Source organism: Robertmurraya kyonggiensis (assembly GCF_005116465.1).
Lineage (GTDB): Bacteria > Bacillota > Bacilli > Bacillales > Cytobacillaceae > Robertmurraya > Robertmurraya kyonggiensis.
The window spans coordinates 53,183-75,103 of the sequence record NZ_SWBM01000004.1 but is presented as its reverse complement, the minus strand read 5'-3'; the positions used below and the strand labels follow the sequence as shown (position 1 = coordinate 75,103).

Here is a 21,921-nt window from a genome sequence, read left to right as displayed (position 1 = left end):
ATGACGATATACGTAAAGCTGAATTGGCTAAGGACTTTTCTTACGAAAGGGACTTAGCTTTTTTTGTTGTTCGACTTGGCATGTCGCGATCTGATTTTGATTTGCTCACCGAAACAGAAAAAATGTTCATCCGGAAAGAGCATGAAAACAAGTTCATTTCAGACACGACTTGGATGCGTAATGCGGTACTTAATGCCGAGGCAAATATCAACCGCAAAAAGAACAAGCGTTTTATCGAGTTGTTTCCTAAGACGCACAAAGCAGATAAGGAATTTAACGAAAATGCCATTCAAACCATTCTTGAAATGGAAGAGAAGAACGGCAAGTCATGGGTGGATCGAGTCTACAAAGCAAACGGCATGAAAACTCCTCAGAAGGGAGGTAAATAGATGGCAGATTATACACTTAGTGCCAAGATTACTGGGGACGCTAGTGGCTTTACTCGGGCGTTCCAATCGGCAAATGAGGCACTGAATAATTTATCGGATCGTGTTAAGTCTGCAGGTGAAAAGATTAATCAGCTTGGTCAGAAGACAGCTATTGCAGGAGGAGCAATTACTGCAGGCATCACCACTCCTGTTTTAGCTGCCATTAAAACAACTGCTGATTTTGACACGGCCATGCGTAAAGCAGGTGCTATTGCTGGTGCTAGTGCAAAAGAGTTAGATACTATGACACAATCAGCATTGGACTTAGGGGCAAGTACATCTCTATCTAGTAGTGAGGTTGCAACTGCTATGTCTGAAATGGCTGCCAAAGGTTTTGATGCTATGCAGACGGTTGCCGCGATGCCTGGTGTAATTTCTGCAGCTGAAGCTTCAGGTGAAGACTTAGCGCTAACTGCTGATGTTGTGGCAAGCGCACTAAATGGATTCCGAATGGAAGCTGATCAATCAGGAAAAGTCGCGGATATCTTGGCGATGACCGCGAACAAGACTGCAGCAGGAATTGGCGATATGGGCTATGCTCTGAAATATGCAGCCCCTGCAGCAGCCAGCTTGGGAATCAGTATAGAAGAGTTGTCAGCTGCAACAGGTATCATGACGAACGCTGGTATGGATGGCTCACAAGCAGGTACCACACTTCGTATGGCATTTAATAGATTGGCAGCTCCTACTAATCTAGCTACCAAGGCAATGGATAAGCTAGGCTTTAGCGCGATTGATGCGAAAGGGAATTTCAAACCGATGCATCAGATTGTTGGTGAGTTAACCAAGTCGATGGACGGTATGACAGAAGCTCAGAAGCTTGCGAACCTTTCTACTATTTTTGGTACCGAGGCAGCGAGTGGAATGCTAATCCTCTTAAACGAAGGACAAGCAGGACTTCAAGGGTTAACTAAGGAATTAGAGAATTCTGCAGGTGCAAGTGCCGATGCTGCAGCTCAAATGAAAGCAGGTATCGGTGGAGCTCTTGATAACCTTTCTGGTGCGATTGAGTCAGCAACGATTTCTGTTATGAGTCAGTTAACTCCATTGATTACGGACTTGGCTAGATGGACGACTAGTATCGTTGAAAAGTTTAATAGTCTCGATGATGGCACCAAGAAAATGATCGCAATGGCAGCAGGAATTGCAGCTGCTTCTGGTCCTGTTTTAGTCCTATTAGGACTTATGACAATGGGACTCGGAGGGCTAGTTTCCGCAATAGGCTTTTTGATTAGTCCAGTAGGATTGGTTATTGCTTCAATATTAGCTCTATCAGGTGCTTTTGCTTATTTAATGCTAACCAATGAGACCTTCCGAAACAACGTGATGACGGTCTTTGATTTTGTTCGAGATAAGATACTGAGCGTTGTTCAGATGGTCATTCCGATCCTTCAGAACTTGTGGTCAACTGCGCAACCGGTTCTTTCACAAATGGGAAGCGCGATTGCGAGTGCGTTTAGTAATGCGGGTCCAGCAATTGTCTCAGCGTTAGGAACTATCGGTTCACAGATTGCTGCAGTCTTTACAACGATTTGGGGCATTGTCCAAACAGTCATCCCGATTTTTACGACTTTCTTCTCTAGTCTAGTTGAGGGTTTCCAGTCTGCAGGAGGAGTAGGAAGTGGATTCGGCATTCAGTTGGTTTCCATGCTACTGGGACTTAACCCAATCGTAAAAGGGATCATCTTACTGTTTCAAAACTTCGGCCCACAAATAACTGAAGCATTTCAGATGATTGTTTCGATGGTGCTTCCAGTAGTAGCAACGCTGGGGACAGCATTAGGACAATTGGCAAGTGCGGTAATTCCAATAATCATGCAAGCTATATCGACGCTCATTCCGATTGTTATGCAGATGGGTATGACCTTTATGGCCATCATAAGTTCAGTGTTGCCAGTTGTGATTGATCTGTTTAATCAGTTGGTTCCTATCATTATGGAAGTGGTCATGATTGTGGCTGATATCATCGCTCAGGTCGTTCCATTAGTCGGTGTCTTGATTAGTTCATTGCTTCCGGTGATTCAAAGTTTGATAGCCTCCTTTATGAATATCGTGCAAACGGCAGCTCCTGCATTCATCGCCATTATTCAAGCGATTATGGAAGTCATCAAGACTTTGTTGCCGATTATCATGAGCATTGTCACCATCGTGGTTCATGTGGTAGCAAACATCATTTCAGCGATCAGTCCTGTCATTGCTTTTATCGCAGGAATTATTAACGCAGTAATGGCGGTGATTGCGCCTATCATTGCCTATGTAGCTGGGGTAATAGCAGCTATTGTAAGCGCAATTCGTCCGATTATCGTGATAGTGACGGGGATATTTAATACGGTGTTTTCTGTGGTCAGTGGAGTCTTTCGAAACATATCTACTTTTATTGGCTCAGCGATTAATGGAATTAGTTCAATAATCAGTGGATTGAGCTCCATCGTATCACGAGTCTTCAACTCTATCTTTAATACGATTTCTAGCATTATGGGAAGCGTATCGAAGAAGATTTCAGGAGTGTTTAGTTCCATTCAAGGTGCTTGGAATGGACTTACCGGATTTGTGAACGGGGTCTTCGGTGGTATATCTTCTGCAGTATCGCAATTGGTTAGCCAGGTAAAAGGGTTCACCAATAAAGTAATCGGTGGAATTAATGGGGCTATTGGTCTCATCAACAAAATACCAGGAGTTAGCATTAGTAAAATCCCAATGCTTGCCCGAGGAACTGACGATTGGCAAGGTGGTTTTGCTCGAATGAACGAAGGTGGACGCGGTGAGCTTGTAAGTTTACCAGATGGTAGCCAGGTCATTCCACACGATGTGTCGATGAAATATGCAAGGGAAGCAGGACTTGCAAGTGCAAGACAGACACAGGATATGGGAGATGGTTCTAATGGAGCTAGATCCATTACACAACATATTACGATTAATAGTCCTGAGCCTTTAAATCCTAGTGACGTAGCAAGAAAGAATCTCCAAGTCAGCAGACAGTTAGCGATGGAGTGGTGAGCATGATTACATTTTTAAACAGACGAAACGAATTTATTGAATTTGCTAGTGAGCTTCCTTTTAGGATTACGAAAATTGAGGGGCTAGGCGGAGCTGAAGCTGATGTGCAAACACAAAAGTCCCCTTATCAGGATGGAGAAACACACATAGATAGCCCACTTAAGCCCCGTCCTATCTCGATAGAGTTTGCCATTCATGCAGACAATCGATTGCAGCTGTATGAGTATAGAAAACAGATGACTAGGATTTTCAACGCTAGACTTGGAGAAGGGCTGTTAACCTATAATTTCGGAGGTGTAGGGAAAGAGATTAAAGCAGCTGTTGAATCTGGACCTATTTTCCCTGATGGAAAAGGTAACGAAACTGAAAGGTATCAGAGGGGCTTGTTAAATCTCATCTGCCCTAACCCATACTGGAAATCGCCACAAATTGAAGAGGAACCGACGTTTGAAGCATTGTTTGAATTTCCGTTTGAAGGTGAGTTTGAGATGGGTATTCAGCGTGATACGAGAATCATAGACAACGATGGTGACTCTCCAACTCCTATCCAAGTGGAGTTTTATGGACCTGCAGTAAATCCGATCATTAGGAACTTAACCACAGGTGAATTTATCAAAGTGAATCAGACACTTGGAGAGAATGAGTTAATGAAGATAGACACGACTCCTGGTATCAAGTCGGTTTACTTTGTGGGAGCTGACGGGGCTGAACGAAACGTCTTTAACTGGATTGATTTGGACAGTACCTTCTTCCAGTTACAAATAGGTGAGAACGAAATTGAATATAGTGCCGATAGTGACATACAGGGTGCGATCGTAAATATTTACTATCAGAAGCTTTACGTCGGAGTTTAAAGGAAGGTGAGAATATGGAATTAAGTAAGTTTTTTAACAGTGCCCCGGGTGATCCGAGGAAACATCAAGCAGCCGATTTCGCTGAGTACTTTGGTAATGTACTTTCGACAGGACTCTTGCACATAGATAATCAGCCAGAATTGTCTGTGACTGTGGGAAATGGATTAACAACGATTGTTGGTCCCGGTAAAGCTCTAATGCAAGGTTACGCATATGAGAATACGAGCGATTTAATATTGGAACATGCTCTTCCAGAAGCTACGCTAGACCGAATCGATCGTCTTGTTTTGCGTTTAGACAAAAGGAATCAATCCAGGTTCATTAGGTTATTTGTAATCCAAGGCGAAGCATCTGCTAACCCGGTACCACCCGAATTGACTCGAGACGAATTTATCTATGAGTTGTCATTGGCACGCATAAGAGTGAGGGCAAATACTGCTTCACTTGAGACTACTGACTTATTTGATGAACGTCTCAACGAGGATTTGTGTGGCCTTGTTTACTCACTTATAAGTATTCCTACGTCACAGTTTCAGCAACAATGGGACGCTTGGTTTGCTAAGACTGCGGAGTATGAACAGCGTTTTGAAGATTGGTTTGAAGGTCAACAAAGAGAGGGTTTTGTGACTCAAGCAGATTATGACGATGAGCTCAAAAATGAGGACGTTCAAACTGCTACTCTTGTACAGGGCGAAAACACCATTCATAGTTCTATAAAGGCTCCGATCAATGTGGTAAGCGTGCAGGGGTTGACTGAAATAATAGATGGCCAAGGTTTCCATGGTATCGTCAACCCTACAATCGAAGTAGGCGACACAAGGGAAGTTATCGAAACAACACTACATGGAATGAATGGCGTTTATGATGAAATCATTCGTGTGAGTGGAGTTTTGAAGAAGGTTGAACAGTTTAGAGAAATGGCGTTTGACGATAAACTAGCATATGCGTTCAGTGGAGACTTCGCGGGGTTTAAGCGAGTAAATATACCTTTATTTACTGCTAATAGCGACCAATCAGTATTAGCTTCACAACTTGAAGTTGAAAGTCCATTAGTGAAATATGACGGAAAAACATTAATCAAAAATAGTAGTGTTACAATGCCGTCACAGGACTGTTTTAAAATCGATTCTACTAATGGAAATTTGTACATCACTATTTCCGATACCGATAGCGGATGGGGCGAATCTTACACTCCAACAGCAGACGAAATTAAAGCGTATTTCTTGGGTTGGAAAATGTATACGGATGGTCAAGGCTTTACTTCTCTTTACAACGGTACTGGAACAAAAGCATGGACTCCAATCGAAACGCTAGGAAGTTCGGGTTGTTGGTATTTGGGGTCAATCGCACCAACAGTTAAAGCAAGTCCAAAATCAATAACAGGCGGTACTTATACAGTTGTGAATGCTTGGCAACCATACCGCCTACTCTATCAACTAGCAACACCACAAATAATAACCGTATCAACAAAAGGAACGGCAATGTTAGAAGAGGGCGAAAATACAGTTAAGTTGCGTCAAGGGGTTGTTGTGAGGGAAAGGGTTAACCCTTCAAGAAGTAGCGACGCGGGGTTTTATACTATAAATGTAGTAAATAACGGCGCATATGTGGATTCCCCTTTGAAACATAAAGCCAATAAATTTTTAGGTGTTTATAAGAACAAGGATTTAGATACTCAATGGTATCCTGTTTACACTCAAGCATATGGAAACGAGCGAATGAGTATCGAGTCGGGGAAATTCGATCCAAACGCAATATACTATGCCACTTACGAAATTCTACCCGAATTAACAGTCAAAGCCGACAACGCAGAGATTGAGTACAGACAAAACGTAAAGGCGAGTTTAAACGAGCATACGGAGAAATTAGCGGCACATGAAGAGCGTTTGGACGAACTAGAAAAAACTTCCGTAAGTAAAGATAGAATTATTCCAAAAATCAAAGCTACTCTATTGAACGGTTTTAATCATCAGTATCAGGGTTTGAATTATTGGAAAGACGAAGAAGGGTACACAAATGTTGAGGGAATTGTAGGCGGCGGACCTACTGCGACAAATACAGTAGTATTCAACCTTCCCGACGATTTTAGGACGGATAACTTTGCAGCATTAACCGCGAATAACTATGTATCGTCTACAGCATACGAAGTTATTCCATGCAGCACGAATACAAGCGGAGATATTTCTCTTACAAGATCTAGAACGGCAGCGACTTATCTAATTATTACGGGACGATTTAAAGCTAAAAGGTAAAGGGGTAAAACTATGAAAAAAATCTTAGTTTTTGACGAAAACGGAGATTACACTAAAGATAAAATTGTGAATGATGACTATATTCCGTTAGAAAACGAAGTTTTGGTTGAAATCGACAAACCCTTATCATTTTACTCTCCTAAACTCGTAAATGGTGAAGTAGTAGAAGGGAAGTTGCAAGCAGACATAGAGGCAGAGGAACTGTTGAAATCACTCGAACCCTCAGAAGATGAAGTGAAACAAGCTGAATTACAAATCGCTATTCTAAATACAATGATGGAGGTTGGCTTACTATGAACAAAGTCCAAGAAATGTTAGTAAACTCTTATGCTACTTTGGTGATGGCTAATAAAATGGCCATTACGGATGTTCCAGAAACGAAGGTGATTAGTGGGATAGAAATGCCGATTCGCTCAGAGGTTGAAATCGAAATTGCAGAAAGAACAATTGAAGCTTTAGGATAATAAACACCTGAAAGGAGGGTGTATTTTTTTATGTTTTGAAAAGAGGTGAATAAATTGGATGTTGAACAAAAAATTACAAATATAGAAAACCGAGTATCTCAACTTGAAAAAAAAGTCACCGTAGGAACGGTGACTGAAATCAATATTCACATCGATGAAGGATTACTTAATCAAGATTTCCAAGAGTTATCCCAACAATGCTATCAGAAAATAAAATCATTATCGGAACATTGGTAGTATTTCCATCAAGAGATTTGATTTTAACATTTTTTAAGATGAAACTAGTGTTTTCTTCAAGTAATTTCTCGTTGTCATGTTCTCTTAACATTTTATCTCTATTTTTCAGAGCGGATCGAATCAACTTGTCCGAGGTTTCAAGGTCAGTTGTCCGCTCTTCGATCTTATTAGGAAGCATTTCCTCTGCCTGAATCATGCCAGAAGCAGTAAAGAAAATAATACTATTTTTCTTTTCAAAGTTTTCATCTTGGATAGCTACTATACTATAAAGTGATAAAGTCGTAATCCCTTTAAAGTCATTCTTTTCAAAAAAGTTTTTAGCCATATTATCACCTCCTTCCAATCTACAACATTCGACATCGAAGGAGGTGTTTCCTTTAATTGGGAGGTGAACTATGCAACCAATCCGAATTATCTCACCTGATTTTGAGTTACTTGGTGAAATCGATAACTATGAATCAATGCTCCCGGTGTTCTCTTTTCACGGGATGGGGAGCATTGAGCTCCGTATCAATCGTTACAAAAAATATGTTGAGCACCTAATCAAAAACAACATTATCATGATAAATCCTAGAAAAGCATTTATCATAAAACATCGTGAAATCGAGCTCGATGAAAACGGGAAAATCACAGAAAACTGGCTCATTAAAGGATTAGCATTAAAGGTTGTGATTGGCCAGAGAATCACCGTACCGCCGTCCACCACTGCCTATGATAATAAACAGGGTAACGCTGAGACTGTTATGAAGCACTTTATCGACACAAACGTTGTTAATCCTGTAGATCCAAAGCGTAAGATTGATAACATCATAATTGCACCTAACCAAAATAGAGGGTCTTCTATCAGCTGGCAGTCACGTTTCAAAAACCTTGCTGAAGAGATATCCTCTATTTCTTTAAATACTGGATTAGGATGGGACATTCATATTGACACCCAAGTTAAGAAATGGGTATTTGATGTTGCGGAAGGAAAGGACTTAACCGCGAATCAGTCCGAAAATCCTCCTGTTATTTTTAGTCCACAATTTGACTCGCTTAAGCAGTTGGCATACACCGAAAGCGAACTCAATTATAAGAACGCTGCTTATGTAGGTGGGCAAGGAGAAGGTGCAGAAAGGCGAATTGTAGAGTTTGGAACCAATACCGACTTGGAACGTCATGAGGTCTTTATCGATGCACGTGACGTAGAAGAAAAGGACGAGGATGACCAACCACTCCCAGAACAGACTATCGTTCAAAATCTGACCGATAGAGGGCAACAGCAGTTGAATGAATTACTGAACGAGGAATATTTAGAAGGGCAGATCCTCACAAAGAGTCCTTTTAAGTATGAGGTGGACTACAATTTAGGGGATATTGTAACGGTTCAAAATAAAGATTGGCTCGTGACGATGGATACCAGGATTACAGAGATTAAAGAAATCTATGAATCTACTGGGTACCGTATCGAGGCGGTCTTTGGTAATGACAGACCGACACTCATAAAGAAAATTAAACAAGAATTATCACAAATCAGCAATGAAGTTAGAAGGTAGAGTCCTATTTTTAGGGCTCTTTTATTTTTTCATCAAGATTCAAGTCGCCTCGAACCGATCGTGGCCATTCATATTAGAGAGAAGGTCGTTCAAATTGGAAAAGCAACACGTATTAAGTTTAGGAATTGGTGCAATAGCTGCTTTTTGGTCAGCGTTGGTAGGTAGTTTCGGATTAGCGGTTTCGGTGTTATTAGTGGTCATGCTCGCAGATTATATTACGGGATTACTATGTGCGACTGTTAATAAAGAATTAAATAGCTCAAAAGGATGGAGGGGCTTCATTAAGAAACTCATTGTTCTTATTTTAATTGGATTGCTTTATCTTATTGAGCTTTCCTTAAATGGAACGGCAACTGGTGGGGAAGGAGCTGCATGGGCTTATATCGCAATCGAGTTTATTAGTATCACTGAAAACGCTGGAAAAATCGGTGTACCTCTTGGACCTTTGACAAATATTATTGCTGTTTTAAAAGAAAAAGTAAATGGGAAGGGTGAGAAGTAATGGTTAAATTCTTTATTGACCCAGGACACGGAGGAACGGACCCAGGTGCAACTGCTAACGGTTTATTTGAAAAATACCTTTCACTTGCAATTGCCCTAAAAATTAAGTCTTTGCTCTTAAACTATGAAAACACTCAAGTCAAATTAAGCCGTGAAACTGATGTGTTTATTCCACTGGGAGAGCGTGCCGACATGGCCAATGGATGGGGGGCAGACTACTTTATGTCAATTCACATCAACGCAGGTCGGGGAACAGGCTTTGAGACGTTCGTGTACACAAGCGCAAGTGCTGCTTCAATCGCTCACCAAAATGTCATTCATCCAGAGATATTAAATCCTTCTGGACTTAAGGACAGAGGGGAAAAGCGTGCAAATTATCAAGTGCTTCGACAAACAAACATGCCGGCTATCTTGACTGAGAATGGTTTTATCGATAACGCTAGTGATGCAGCTAAACTTAAGCAAGACTCTTATTTAGATGAAATTGCTCAAGGTCACGTCAATGGTCTAGTTAAAGCATTTGGACTGAAAAAGAAGGAAGTAAAGCCTGTGTCCAAACCAACAGTTCAAACTAAACCTGCAGAAGCGAAAAAGAATCAAATCTCTGTGTTCCAGTCCTGGTTAAACAAGAATTACAATTCTGGATTAGTAGTTGATGGTAAATGTGGTCCTAAAACTCGAACTGCTGTTATTAAAGCATTACAGACAGAACTTAATAAGCAATTCAATGCTCGTCTTGTTGTTGATGGTAAATGGGGACCTAAAACGAAAGCAGCTGTTCAGTCAATTAGAAAAGGGGCAAAAGGTAATCTTGTATATATCCTTCAAGGCTTGCTACATTGCGCTGGTTATAATCCTGGTAAGATTGACGGTGAATATGGTGATAACACTGCGAAGGCTGTGCTAGACCTTCAAAAGGATCGCAAAATTACTCAGGATGCCATCGCGGGTAAGAATACTTTCGAGAAATTACTTGCATAATAAATTTACACCTAGTTCTTACCGAAAAAGCCCTTACTCTTATTGAGTAGGGGCTTCATCTTTTTTGTATAATCCCATTTTATAAAACTTAATTACGAATTCTTGAAAATACGCAAAGTTTCTTCCAGCTACTTCAAAAAATATCCCCTTATCAATTTTTCCGTAAGAATTCTCTTCTGAACAATCTTCATGAATGACATTGTACAATTTAGTAAGAATAACAGCATCCTCTGGTAGAATTTCATGCATACACAATTGACAACGTATGTTACTTTCCCTCACAATAATCCTCTCCTTTTAGTACATATTATCCAAAAGAGTAGGATCTCCTTGTGTACATTTAGTGAAATAAAAAAGCCCTAAGTGAAATTAGTTATTACATTTTCTCATATACACGCTTTATTAGTATCTGATCACTGCTCATGTCTTTTTCATCATCGGTTAAATTTGGAATATATTTGCCTTCGTTAATCCAATTTGCAATCAATTGGTAAATTTTTTGCATGTTTTCTTTTGTATGTTTACCTTCAATTACTGTGACATTCATTTAGATATCTCCTTTGAAGTGAAGGTGATTGATTATTGAAGACTACCTAACACTAATTAAATCTAATAAGTACTTTCTCCACTGTCTTAATTCGTCTGATTTTGCGACAATAAATTGTTCTAAATCTTCTACGGTGAAACTTCCATTCGATTTGAATTGACTTATCTCATTCATCTTATCAAGATAGTCTTTTTTAAATGCAAATTTCACAATATCTTCAGGATTGATTCCATTCGCAAATGCGAAAATGATATCTCTTCTATTTGCTTTATCAAACCATCCAATCGCCCTTGTCGTTGACAAAGACAAACTATCTGATTCTAATTTGCTTACTACACTTCTACTGCAAAATAATTGTTCTGCAATTTCCTCTTGGGTAAGATTAGCTTCGATTCTTGTCTTCTTTAGTAATGATCCGAAATGCAAAATATCAACTCCTTCACAATACTCTACAAAATTAAAATTCTATTTGCCTAATTTCTCTATAGCCTTTATAAAATTTAACATTTGGTCTGGTGTAACTCCCTTTTCTTCAAATACTCTAATCACTTCTTTCCATTTCATGTATAAATCATCATCTTGATCGGAGTGTTCAAAAAAGTTAATTCCTAATATTTCTCCTATTTCTAACAATCTAGTTATACTAATTGTTTTCTGCCCATTTTCAATTTTTGACAAAAAACTTGGCGCAACTCCTAATCTGTCTGCTAATTCATTTTGTGGGATATCTCGTTTTAATCTCTGTTCTTTGATTACCTGTCCGATGTCCTTCAATTTCTATGCTCCTTCGAAATAAAGTAACCCCTCAAAAGAGGGGCTAAAATGGTAAATTATCTTCAGGTATTATTGGTCTTATCTTCTTTACTTCTTCAGTGATATCCTCATCTTCCCATAAAACTTTATCTATGTTGAGGCCCATGTATTTGGCGTCTCTATGAATTTGTTCGATAAATTTGTAAGCTTCAACAGATGCAGTAAATAAGGGGTCCTTATTATAGTCCCTATCATTAACCTTAAATAGTCCTCTTCGCATACCTCTGTTAGGTCCTACTGGTGTGAATGTCGTAAGGTGTATCTCTAAAAGTATTTCCATAAAACTTTTAAATCTCCTGTCTGTAGCTGATATTCATGCTGTCCTTTCGGCTCATAACAGCTTTTCTAATTGCTTCCTTTACATCGTAAGGGTTCTTAATTCTCTTCAGGGTTAGAGTAGGTAAAGAGCTATCTGAGCTCAATACTTCAATATCTCCCACACCAGCAATTTTATCCTTCAATCCCTGGCTAACCACAATATCGTTTACTTTATATAGCTCAATTTCATCACGCTTCTTGGACATAACGCCTACTTTTTCGATAAGAAGTCTTTGGCTAGTCAGTATGTATTTGAACTGAGGGACTGACAATTCAAATTTCCCGATAGAGCTTTTCTTATTCTCCATACCAAACATATAGGTCTGATATTCAGCGATGGTCTGTTCTTCGTTTTGTGTAGGTTGAACAGTTTCTACTGGAACCGTAGCAGCTGCAGCAACCTCACCTAATTTATATCCACACTCAGGACAAAACTTCATTCCTTCGGCTTTTGTTCCACACTCTGGACAAAACTTCATGATAATTACCTCCAAATATTAAATATAAACCCATAATTATACATTCTACACCTATTTCAAAAGTCCTCTAAAAACTTGGTCTATATCGCTGATAGCGCTCATATCGTTTACTAATATCAGACAAGGAGGTGAATCGATGGGTGGCAACCGGTTCTCGAAGCCAGTCGCATTTAATTATACGAATCTGCAAGACCAACGTATTTTAAAACACGTAGAGGGGAGGAATTTCAGCGGATATGTGAAGGAACTTATCTTAGCTGATATCCAGAAGCAGGACCAAGCACTCAGGATTGTAAAAAAGAGTGAGGGAGGGGGCATTAAGATAGTTGTCGGGAGGTAATACCCCTCCTCCCTTTTGAGAAAATTTGTTACTCAGTTACACGGTTGACATTGGTAATTGTCATGACAATTGGATGGGAGGTTGCCAAAAATGATAGAAGGGAAAGGCTTAGGGAACAAGAAAGTTAATCGGGTGAATCTATCCATGAGCAACGAGTATGAGTCGAAGCTTAGAAGACTAGCCACAGCATGTAATATGAAGCCAACTCCTTTTGCTTGTATGTTGATCGAGCTTTGTCTTGATGACCAGGAGCTCGTGAGGAACCTGCAACGTGAGCTTGGAATTCACAGCGCCTACAAAGTGGAGCCAGTGAGAAATTATAAAGGAAAGATAATTTACGCACTCAACGAGAGGTGAACATGAGCATATGGACTGGATAAGTTTTTTGACTGGAGGAACTTGTGTAGCTTTGGCATTTGCACTATTTACCAGTAGTCATGACGACGAAGAGGATGATATTATAATTGACGAGGAAACAGAAAGCGAACTTGTAGTTAATGGTCATGCTGAACGAAACGTGATCATGTCATGCCAGACCTGTAGAAAATTAAAAAAACATAGAGAGATAAAACCAAATCTTTTTCAGTGCATAAAATGTAAAAGGCATGTTGATTTAAGAAGAGCTTCATAATAAAAAGAGCTACTCATAAATGAGCAACTCAATATTTACACAGAGATTATTTTTTACACATATTTTACACATGAAATATCGGAAACGTTGAAAAATAGACGTTTACCTACTATATTATTATGTCCTCCTGGGACGCCATTTATACACACCATATACATACCCGTTAAGTTGAAGAAACTTAACGGTTTTTTTTATGCAACGGATCTTTTCGCAAAGATTGTTGCTTTTAGATAGCTCTGTTATTGTTCATTATTGATTTTTTTGATTTTCGAAAGGTTACCCACTTAACCGGAGAAATTCCGTTTATTCTGAAAAATGAATAGTTATTAGGTGAAATAGGCGGAGATTTTCCGCTAAATGACCTAGAAAGCCTTAAAATCATGAAAAATGTATAGATTAACCGGAAAATTTCCGTTTATTTATCGGAAAATAGTTGAGTTTCTTGATTTAGCCGGAATTTTTCCGCCTATTTTTCAATGTAATAAATTCAACAACCCAGCTTTAACAGAGCTGCATGCTCTTTGCCTCTTTGTCTAAATGGTTACTTTTAAATGTTACATATACCAAATCAATTCTTTCTTCATCTTTTTCCCTTGCTTAATTTTCTTATCCATGACTTGCCAATTACCATCTATCTTTTCCAATGTATAAACCTCATTTGTGCCATCGGCTCTTTTAAGCAGAATATATCCTTTATTATCTTTAATAAAAGTAATTGGTTTAATGACATTTTTTAATGGTGGTTTAATTTCATCATATGGAATGTCAGCAATTATTTTTTCAACAATTTCTGAGAGAGATTTGTACTCTTTTTGTTTTTCTGATTCATATAACAATTGGTTATAGGTATAAGGCGCATAAGAATCTAAATTTAGATTGAAGGATTTTTTTATATCTGTAATTGTATCCTGATAGAATTTCTTAACTCTTTCCGCTTCTTTATCTCCCTTATGCCTGAAGTCAATAGCCTTTACCCCAGCAGGATTTATTTTAAATATTATTGTTTCTTTCCCATAAGGTGGGTTGTGAGCATGTTCAAAAGTCTCAACCTGTACATTTATTTTAAAGCTATAGCTCCCTTCACTTTCCCTGTTAATACTTAAAATTTGTGCATCATATAAACCAAATTGTTTATATTCACCATAATAGTTATTCACTTGTTCTGTTATATGAGGTGAGAGTAAAGTGAGTAAAGTATCATGCAATACCTTATTATCTATGTTTAATGGACTTGCCTCTATTTGATAGGGTTTTATAAGTAAGACAAGGATACTGCTTGTAATGAATAAATTAAATATCTTTCTCATATTATCTGCCTTTCATGTGTTAGTTAAGTTTACTGTCACCATTATTAAATGCATATAATTTAGTAAATTATTACAGTTAATATTATGTAGATATTTTGCAGCAGCTTCTCTCCCTCTATTGCGTCTGAGATAGTTCCATTTTGAGCCAAATGTAGATTTAGTATAAGATTAATATAGTTGTAGACAAGCAAATAGAAAGAAGGGTGGAAAAATGGCATACTGTAGGGTTTCCAACGCGGAGATTTATTATGAAGAGGTTGGAGAGGGTACACCAATATTAATGATACATGGCTTTGCACCCGACCACAGACTAATGAGTGGGTGTATGGAGCCAGTGTTTACTGAAAGAAATGGCTTTAGACGTATTTATATAGACCTTCCGGGAATGGGATTAACAAAAGATTATAATGAAATCAGCAGTTCTGACAATATGTTAAATGCCGTATTGGAATTTATTGAAGCTGTCCTGCCAAACCAAAAATTCTTAATTGCTGGGGAATCATATGGTGGTTACATAGCCAGAGGAATAATTGAAAAATGTAGGGAACAAATTTTAGGAACGGCTTTCATTTGCCCAGTTATTATCCCTAATAAAGAAGAAAGAACAGTCGATAAACATAAAATTATGAGAACGGATGAACAATTTATTTCAAGTTTGACTAAAAAGGAATTAGAAGATTTCAAAAGTAATCAAGTGATTCTAGATGAATATAATTGGCTAAGATACAATGAAGAAGTTTTAAACGGATGTAAAATTGCAGATGAAAAATTATTAGATAGGGTTATGGCTAATTATGAATTCTCTTTTAAGGTTGATCAATTGGAATTTGAAAAACCTAGCGTTTTCCTTTTAGGGAGACAGGATTCTGTTGTTGGTTTTAAGGATGCACTAGATGTAATAAATAAGTATCCAAGAAGTACCTTTGCTGTATTGGATACTGCTGGTCATAATTTGCAAATTGAACAGCCCCAGATTTTTAATACGCTTCTAAATGAGTGGTTAGACAGAATTGAAGTAGCCCTTTGAAATTTTTGAGAACAGTATGGTAAGTGGAAATAAGCTGCGTTAAAAGAGGCTCATCAAAAGTTAGGCTACTTTTGGAAAGCCTCTTTTTTAGGTCATAGAGCTTGTCCCCCCTTCAAAATTGATAAAGCGCTTTCTTGTATGTTAGAAAAGCTAACATCAATTCCGTGTTTCTTCTATTAATATATTCATGAAAAAATGGGCTCAAAATTATTAAAAAAGAATCATCAAAAAATTTTTCTTTTTGCAATGATTGACGTACCAATAGTGTAAGCGGATTCAAATTGGCGGATTTATTTAAATTATCGCACAATTCTTAAAAATACTGTTGACGAAGGGGAAAAATGCGAGTAAGATAGTCCTCAAATAAAAGATCTTGGATAAGGACGCCACGCACGGTTAATTTTCGGAATCTTTAAATATATCTTTTTTTTACACATTATTTCAGTCGTTTAAAGCGGCTTAATATTAAAGCAAAGAGGTGAGTTTCGTGCCAGAGCAATGGATATTCCTAAATGATGAATATGTCACGAAAGAAAACGCTAAGGTTTCTGTCTACGACCATGGCTTCCTCTACGGCGACGGTGTGTTTGAGGGAATTCGAGTTTATGGCGGAAATATTTTTCGTATGAAGGAACATATGGAACGCTTATATAACTCAGCGAAATCAATTCTTTTAAATATTCCTTATTCAGAAGATGAACTGACAAAGATCATTGCCAATACCATTGAAAAAAATAATGTAGAAGATGCTTATATCAGGGTTGTTGTTTCAAGAGGGATTGGTGACCTGGGATTGGATCCTTACAAATGTCCAAAAGCCAGCGTTGTGGTCATTGTCGAACCGCTATCCATTTTTCCAAAAGAATTATACGAGTCTGGTTTAGAAATCGTAACAGTAGCTACGAGAAGAAATCGGCCAGATGTATTGAGCCCGAAGGTTAAATCTTTGAACTATTTAAACAATGTTCTTGTGAAAATTGAGGCTCATCTAGCAAATGTAAGTGAAGCTCTAATGTTAAATGACCAAGGCTATGTAGCAGAGGGCTCTGCTGACAATGTCTTTATTTTAAAAAATGGTTGTTTCTATACACCACCAGGATATGTTGGTGCACTTGATGGCATTACAAGAAACGCAGTTATCGATATTGCTCAAGAACTTGGCTACGAAGTAAAAGAAGAACCGTTCACTCGACATGATGTTTATACCGCAGATGAAGTATTTCTTACTGGTACAGCAGCAGAAGTCATCGCGGTTGTAAAAGTTGATGGTAGAACGATAGGGGATGGGGTTCCTGGCATCCATACGAAAAAACTTTTAGCAAAGTTTCGCGAACGGGTTGTTCTCGAAGGTGTGAAGGTTTATACCGAAAGTACTCCAAACGTAAGCTAAGGATTTCTTCATAATGTAAAGCGACGAAGAGGATAAGTAGTTTTATTGATAGTTGATTAACAGAGAGCCGGAGATGCTGAGAACCGGTAGTCACTACATAAAATGAACTCACCTCAGAGTGCTGTCTTGAAAGTTTTATCGAGTAGAGACAGTCGAGTGGTAGACACTCGTTATCAAAAAGGTCAGATTGTTGGCCATAAGTGCACGCAAAGCTATTGCGTGAACAAGGGTGGTACCGTGGAAAAGCTATAAAGCCTTTTCATCCCTTTCGCCTTATTTTTTTAGGCATACGAGGGATGGGAGGGTTTTTTATATTGTTTAAATCTTGGTTTAAAAAATTTTAAAGGATAAGAGGAGGGCAAGGAATGTTACAGGAAACTGCCTTTACAAACATAAAGGCTGAAAACAAACCGATGAGTGGTTCGGAACTGTTGCTGCAAGCTTTAGAGAAGGAGAAAGTTGAAGTAATTTTTGGGTATCCAGGTGGGGCAGTCTTACCTATTTATGACAAAATCTACGATTCTAAAATTCTGCATGTTTTACCGCGTCATGAACAAGGAGGAATTCATGCTGCTGAAGGCTATGCGCGAATTTCTGGAAAACCAGGTGTCGTGATTGTAACATCAGGGCCCGGTGCAACGAATATTGTCACTGGATTAACAGATGCGATGATTGACTCTCTACCACTCGTTGTCTTTACTGGGCAAGTTGCGACTGGTGTGATTGGGACAGATGCCTTCCAAGAGGCAGATGTTTTAGGGATCACAACTCCGATTACGAAATATAACTATCAGATTCGAAATGTTGAGGATATCCCTCATGTGATTAAAGAAGCTTTTTATATAGCAACTTCAGGTAGACCAGGTCCTGTTCTTATTGATTTTCCCAAGGATATTGCGATTGGGACTGCAGAGGTACCAGAAGAAAAGGAAATTGAGTTACCTGGCTATCAACCGACGCTAAAACCAAATTATTTGCAAATTCGCAAGTTAACAGAGGCAGTAAGCAGAGCGAAAAAACCAGTCATTTTAGCAGGGGCAGGGGTACTACATGCCAATGCTGCAGCTGATTTAAAAGCATATGTTGAGCAACAGAAAATTCCAGTTGTTCATACGTTGCTTGGTCTCGGTGGATTTCCTGCAGAACATGAGTTGTTCCTAGGTATGGGTGGAATGCATGGCTGTTATGCAGCAAATATGGCCCTATATGAGGCTGACCTTCTTATCAACATTGGTGCTAGATTTGATGACCGATTAACAGGGAACTTAAGCTGCTTTGCTCCGAATGCAACGGTTGCACATGTAGATATTGATCCAGCAGAAATCGGTAAAAATGTACCGACTGAAATCCCAGTGGTAGCCGATGCCAAAGAAGCGTTGGTTCAAATGATTGCTCAAGAAGGAAAGCCACCTTCTAATGAAGAATGGCTACAGACGTTAGCGAGTTGGAAAGAAGAATATCCTTACGTTTATGAAAATGATCATGCACTTAAGCCACAAAAGGTTTTAGAAATGCTCTATGAAAAAACAAATGGTGAAGCGATTGTCGTAACTGATGTAGGACAGCACCAAATGTGGGCAGCTCAGTTTTATAAATTCTCTAAGGCGAACCGTTGGGTAACGTCTGGTGGATTAGGAACAATGGGATTCGGATTGCCGGCAAGTATTGGTGCCTCTTTCGCAGATAAGGATGCTTGTGTATTAGCTGTTCTCGGAGATGGTGGATTCCAAATGAGTACACAGGAGTTAGCGGTTATTCGAGAATTCAATTTACCAGTCAAGATTGTCATTATGAACAATGAATCACTTGGAATGGTGCGGCAGTGGCAGGAGCTCTTTTACGAGGAACGTTATTCACACAGTAAAAATCCAATCCAACCTTCTTTCGTGAAGCTTGCGGATGCTTACGATATTAAAGGATACGTAATTCAAACAGAGGAAGAAGCAGAGAAAATTTTTACAGAAGTCCTAAGCAACAAAGACCCAGTGCTGCTTGATGTCCGCATTGACCCGAAGGAAAACGTGTATCCGATGATTGCACCAGGAAAGGGCTTGAATGAAATGGTAGGTGTGAAAAAACAATGAAGCGAATCATTACATTAACCGTAAACAATCGGCCAGGGGTGTTAAATCGAATTACGAACCTCTTTTCGAAAAGAAATTACAACATTGAAAGCATTACGGTTGGACATTCAGAAGTTGAAGGAGTTTCACGAATTACCTGTGTCGTTAATGTGGAAAACGACAGTGTCATTGAACAAATTACGAAGCAATTAAACAAGCAAATTGATGTTCTCAAGGTGTCAGACCTTAGTGACCAAGCGATTGTGTCAAGAGAGCTGGCATTGATTAAAGTTCTTTCCACACCTAATACACGAAGTGAATTGAATGCATTAATCGAACCTTTTAGAGCTTCTGTAGTCGATATTGGCAAGGATACTCTTGTTATTCAAATTACTGGAGAATCCGATAAGATTGAAGCTTTCATCGAACTCATTAAGCCTTATGGAATTAAAGAATTAGCAAGAACAGGTACAACAGCCTTCTTAAGAGGTACTCAACGAGGCAATAATCCAGTGAAAAATATATCAATCGTATAAAAAAACATATCTAGAGAGGGAGATTACAAATGGCAAAAATGTATTATAACGGAGATGCAAACGAGCAATATTTAAATGGAAAAAAGGTAGCTGTTATTGGATATGGTTCACAAGGGCATGCCCATGCATTGAATATGAGAGACAGTGGAGTAAACGTTGTTGTTGGATTACGTCAAGGAAAGTCTTGGGATAAGGCAGTAGAAGATGGATTGGAAGTATATTCTGTTGGAGAAGCAACTGCACAAGCAGATGTTGTTATGATTCTTTTACCAGATGAATTACAACCGAAAGTATACAAGGAAGAAATTGAACCAAATCTGACGCACCAAGCGCTAATGTTCGCTCATGGTTTCAATATTCATTTCCATCAAATCGTTCCACCAAAAACTTGCGATGTTCTATTAGTGGCTCCAAAAGGTCCAGGACATCTCGTCAGAAGAACGTATCAAGAGGATGCTGGTGTGCCTGCATTGTTTGCCATCTATCAAGATGTTTCTGGAGAAGCTAGAGAATTGGCACTTGCATACGCAAGAGCAATTGGGGCTTTAAGAGCTGGAGCACTTGAAACAACATTCAAAGAAGAAACTGAAACGGATCTTTTTGGTGAACAAGCTGTACTTTGCGGCGGTACGACTGCCCTCGTTAAAGCAGGATTTGAAACTCTTGTAGAAGCGGGGTATCAGCCAGAATTAGCGTATTTTGAAACATTACATGAATTAAAGCTAATCGTAGACTTAATGTATGAAGGCGGTTTAGCTGGAATGCGCTATTCCATCTCTGATACAGCACAATGGGGTGATTTTGTCACAGGACCTCGTATTGTAACAGATGAAGTGAAGAAAGAAATGAAAGCAGTTCTAAAGGATATCCAAGATGGGCATTTTGCAAAGAGCTGGATTCTTGAAAACCAAGCAAACCGTCCTGTATTCAATGCCATCAATGAAAGCGAAAATGAGCATCTAATCGAAAAGGTTGGTAAAGAGCTTCGTGCGATGATGCCGTTTGTGAATAAAAATCGTAAAAAGGAAGTTGTATCAAAATAAATTTAATGGAGGGGTAATGGTGAAAAAACGAATCGCTATTTTACCAGGAGACGGTATTGGAAAAGAGGTTACTAGAGGTGCAGTTGAGGTCCTCCAAGCAATTGGAGAACGATTTGGACACCAGTTTTCCTTCTCCTATGGGAAAATTGGTGGTGGCGCAGTAGATGAGATGGGTACACCATTACCAGATGAAACAACCCGGCTATGCAAAGATAGCGATGCGGTTCTATTAGGTGCAGTTGGTGGTCCGAAGTGGGATCAAATACCTGTCCATCTACGTCCGGAAAGAGGTCTACTAAAAATTCGTAAAGAACTCGACCTTTATGCAAATTTACGTCCCACACTCTATTATTCTAGTCTTGCAGATGCTTCACCATTGAAAAAAGAAGTGATTGAGGATGTCGATCTATTAATGGTGCGAGAGCTAACTGGTGGCCTTTATTTTGGAAAGCCAAGTGAGCGTTCTACGCAGGATGGTCGTGATGTCGTAGTTGATACGTTGTTTTATCAAAAAGAGGAAATGACTCGAGTGATCAAGCTTGCGTTTGAGTTAGCCCAAAATCGTGGTGGCAAAGTCACTTCTGTTGATAAGGCCAATGTCTTGGAATCTAGTCGAATGTGGAGAGAAGTTGCGGAGGAAGTGGCGAAGGATTTCCCAGAAGTAACCCTTGAGCATATGCTTGTAGACAATGCAGCGATGCAGATGGTGCGGAACCCAAAGCAATTCGACGTTGTTGTAACAGAGAATATGTTTGGAGATATTTTGAGCGATGAGGCTTCTGTTTTAACTGGTTCCCTTGGGATGCTACCATCGGCTAGTATTTCAGAAAAAGGTCCATACCTGTATGAACCAATTCATGGCTCGGCACCAGATATTGAAGGGCAAAACATTGCGAATCCACTTGCTACAATTTTATCGGTTGCGATGATGCTAAGACTTTCCTTTGGGCTAGAGGAAGAGGCTCAAGCGGTAGAGGCGTCTGTAAATGAAGTGTTAAATAATGGCTTCCGTACGAAAGATATTGCATCACCAGGGAAAAAGCTAGTCTCAACAACGGAAATGGTGGAAGAAGTAAAGGCGACAATTCTTGATAATGAAGCCACTCAGAGCATTATGAGTTGTTACGTCTGATTTTTGAGTTTTGCTTAGTCACTCTCAAACACGACCCTAGAGGTCG

General features: G+C 39.2%; 26 protein-coding genes and 1 other annotated feature. Of the genes, 18 read left to right on the top strand and 8 right to left on the bottom strand.

Annotated features, from left to right (window positions below; all coding sequences use genetic code 11):
- Positions 1-23: 23 nt before the first annotated feature.
- The 6 genes from FA727_RS16250 to FA727_RS24100 all read left to right on the top strand — a co-directional run bounded on the left by FA727_RS16250 (position 24) and on the right by FA727_RS24100 (position 6,995).
- Positions 24-389 carry a phenylalanine racemase gene (locus FA727_RS16250; RefSeq protein WP_170209280.1) on the top strand — a complete coding sequence of 122 codons (366 nt, stop codon included), beginning with the start codon at positions 24-26 and terminating at the stop codon, positions 387-389.
- A complete protein-coding gene (locus FA727_RS16245; protein WP_136832614.1) occupies positions 390-3,425 on the top strand; it encodes a phage tail tape measure protein in 3,036 nt (1,011 codons plus the stop codon). It abuts the gene before it with no gap.
- A 2-nt stretch (positions 3,426-3,427) separates the two neighbouring features.
- Entirely contained in the window at positions 3,428-4,279 is an 852-nt protein-coding gene (locus FA727_RS16240; RefSeq protein WP_246041934.1) for a phage tail family protein, read from the top strand.
- 116 nt (positions 4,280-4,395) lie between these two features.
- The gene (locus FA727_RS16235) at positions 4,396-6,531 is read left to right on the top strand and encodes a hypothetical protein (RefSeq protein ID WP_136832610.1); all 2,136 of its coding nucleotides are present in this window, start codon (positions 4,396-4,398) and stop codon (positions 6,529-6,531) included.
- A 12-nt stretch (positions 6,532-6,543) separates the two neighbouring features.
- On the top strand, positions 6,544-6,828 hold the full coding sequence (locus FA727_RS16230) for a hypothetical protein (RefSeq protein WP_136832608.1): 285 nt from the start codon (positions 6,544-6,546) through the stop codon (positions 6,826-6,828).
- Positions 6,825-6,995 (top strand): CD1375 family protein, encoded by a 171-nt coding sequence (locus tag FA727_RS24100; protein ID WP_158318897.1) that lies wholly within the window; start codon positions 6,825-6,827, stop codon positions 6,993-6,995. The genes FA727_RS16230 and FA727_RS24100 overlap by 4 nt, the downstream gene beginning before the upstream one ends.
- Before the next feature lie 166 nt (positions 6,996-7,161).
- Here FA727_RS24100 and FA727_RS16225 read toward each other — a convergent pair whose 3' ends face one another.
- Positions 7,162-7,557: a hypothetical protein gene (locus FA727_RS16225; protein ID WP_136832606.1), complete on the bottom strand. Its 396-nt coding sequence runs from the start codon at positions 7,555-7,557 to the stop codon at positions 7,162-7,164.
- Between the two features lie 70 nt (positions 7,558-7,627).
- Here FA727_RS16225 and FA727_RS16220 point away from each other — a divergent pair, with 70 nt between their 5' ends.
- The 3 genes from FA727_RS16220 (at position 7,628) to FA727_RS16210 (ending at position 10,249) form a co-directional block, all read left to right on the top strand.
- Complete coding sequence (locus FA727_RS16220; RefSeq protein WP_136832604.1) at positions 7,628-8,767, top strand: siphovirus ReqiPepy6 Gp37-like family protein; 1,140 nt, start codon at positions 7,628-7,630, stop codon at positions 8,765-8,767.
- Between the two features lie 94 nt (positions 8,768-8,861).
- Positions 8,862-9,269, top strand: coding sequence for a phage holin family protein (locus FA727_RS16215; protein WP_158318896.1), 408 nt, complete (start codon positions 8,862-8,864; stop codon positions 9,267-9,269).
- Positions 9,269-10,249: an N-acetylmuramoyl-L-alanine amidase gene (locus tag FA727_RS16210; protein ID WP_136832600.1), complete on the top strand. Its 981-nt coding sequence runs from the start codon at positions 9,269-9,271 to the stop codon at positions 10,247-10,249. The genes FA727_RS16215 and FA727_RS16210 overlap by 1 nt, the downstream gene beginning before the upstream one ends.
- Before the next feature lie 39 nt (positions 10,250-10,288).
- On the opposite strand, the gene FA727_RS16205 is transcribed toward FA727_RS16210, so the two are convergent.
- From FA727_RS16205 to FA727_RS24510, 6 genes are all read right to left on the bottom strand, one after another.
- Positions 10,289-10,531, bottom strand: a complete 243-nt coding sequence (locus FA727_RS16205; RefSeq protein ID WP_136832598.1) for a hypothetical protein — start codon at positions 10,529-10,531, stop codon at positions 10,289-10,291.
- Between the two features lie 94 nt (positions 10,532-10,625).
- A complete protein-coding gene (locus FA727_RS24095; RefSeq protein ID WP_158318895.1) occupies positions 10,626-10,796 on the bottom strand; it encodes a hypothetical protein in 171 nt (56 codons plus the stop codon).
- 42 nt (positions 10,797-10,838) lie between these two features.
- Positions 10,839-11,222 (bottom strand): helix-turn-helix domain-containing protein, encoded by a 384-nt coding sequence (locus tag FA727_RS16200; protein WP_158318894.1) that lies wholly within the window; start codon positions 11,220-11,222, stop codon positions 10,839-10,841.
- A 39-nt stretch (positions 11,223-11,261) separates the two neighbouring features.
- Complete coding sequence (locus FA727_RS16195; protein ID WP_136832594.1) at positions 11,262-11,570, bottom strand: helix-turn-helix domain-containing protein; 309 nt, start codon at positions 11,568-11,570, stop codon at positions 11,262-11,264.
- A gap of 43 nt (positions 11,571-11,613) precedes the next feature.
- Positions 11,614-11,889, bottom strand: a complete 276-nt coding sequence (locus FA727_RS16190) for a hypothetical protein (RefSeq protein WP_136832592.1) — start codon at positions 11,887-11,889, stop codon at positions 11,614-11,616.
- 7 nt (positions 11,890-11,896) lie between these two features.
- Positions 11,897-12,406, bottom strand: a complete 510-nt coding sequence (locus FA727_RS24510) for a PH domain-containing protein (RefSeq protein WP_136832858.1) — start codon at positions 12,404-12,406, stop codon at positions 11,897-11,899.
- Between the two features lie 136 nt (positions 12,407-12,542).
- On the opposite strand from FA727_RS24510, the gene FA727_RS16180 reads away from it, so the two are divergent.
- From FA727_RS16180 to FA727_RS16170, 3 genes are all read left to right on the top strand, one after another.
- Positions 12,543-12,746 carry a hypothetical protein gene (locus FA727_RS16180; protein ID WP_136832590.1) on the top strand — a complete coding sequence of 68 codons (204 nt, stop codon included), beginning with the start codon at positions 12,543-12,545 and terminating at the stop codon, positions 12,744-12,746.
- 90 nt (positions 12,747-12,836) lie between these two features.
- Entirely contained in the window at positions 12,837-13,103 is a 267-nt protein-coding gene (locus FA727_RS16175; protein ID WP_136832588.1) for a hypothetical protein, read from the top strand.
- A 10-nt stretch (positions 13,104-13,113) separates the two neighbouring features.
- Positions 13,114-13,377: a hypothetical protein gene (locus FA727_RS16170; protein WP_136832587.1), complete on the top strand. Its 264-nt coding sequence runs from the start codon at positions 13,114-13,116 to the stop codon at positions 13,375-13,377.
- Between the two features lie 554 nt (positions 13,378-13,931).
- Here the strand turns inward: FA727_RS16170 and FA727_RS16165 are convergent.
- Entirely contained in the window at positions 13,932-14,684 is a 753-nt protein-coding gene (locus FA727_RS16165; protein ID WP_136832585.1) for a DUF3888 domain-containing protein, read from the bottom strand.
- Positions 14,685-14,895: 211 nt separating this feature from the next.
- Between FA727_RS16165 and FA727_RS16160 the strand changes: the two genes are divergently transcribed.
- From FA727_RS16160 to leuB, 6 genes are all read left to right on the top strand, one after another.
- Positions 14,896-15,711, top strand: coding sequence for an alpha/beta fold hydrolase (locus FA727_RS16160; protein ID WP_136832583.1), 816 nt, complete (start codon positions 14,896-14,898; stop codon positions 15,709-15,711).
- Positions 15,712-16,198: 487 nt separating this feature from the next.
- On the top strand, positions 16,199-17,101 hold the full coding sequence (ilvE, locus tag FA727_RS16155; protein WP_136832581.1) for a branched-chain-amino-acid transaminase: 903 nt from the start codon (positions 16,199-16,201) through the stop codon (positions 17,099-17,101).
- A gap of 14 nt (positions 17,102-17,115) precedes the next feature.
- Positions 17,116-17,371, top strand: a binding site (T-box leader).
- 95 nt (positions 17,372-17,466) lie between these two features.
- Positions 17,467-19,185: an acetolactate synthase large subunit gene (gene ilvB / locus FA727_RS16150; RefSeq protein ID WP_136832579.1), complete on the top strand. Its 1,719-nt coding sequence runs from the start codon at positions 17,467-17,469 to the stop codon at positions 19,183-19,185.
- Complete coding sequence (gene ilvN / locus FA727_RS16145; RefSeq protein WP_126410432.1) at positions 19,182-19,700, top strand: acetolactate synthase small subunit; 519 nt, start codon at positions 19,182-19,184, stop codon at positions 19,698-19,700. Before ilvB ends, ilvN begins: the two co-directional genes overlap by 4 nt.
- 29 nt (positions 19,701-19,729) lie before the next feature.
- The gene (gene ilvC / locus FA727_RS16140; protein WP_136832578.1) at positions 19,730-20,743 is read left to right on the top strand and encodes a ketol-acid reductoisomerase; all 1,014 of its coding nucleotides are present in this window, start codon (positions 19,730-19,732) and stop codon (positions 20,741-20,743) included.
- A gap of 19 nt (positions 20,744-20,762) precedes the next feature.
- Positions 20,763-21,875, top strand: coding sequence for a 3-isopropylmalate dehydrogenase (leuB, locus tag FA727_RS16135; protein WP_136832576.1), 1,113 nt, complete (start codon positions 20,763-20,765; stop codon positions 21,873-21,875).
- The last annotated feature ends 46 nt before the right edge of the window (positions 21,876-21,921 follow it).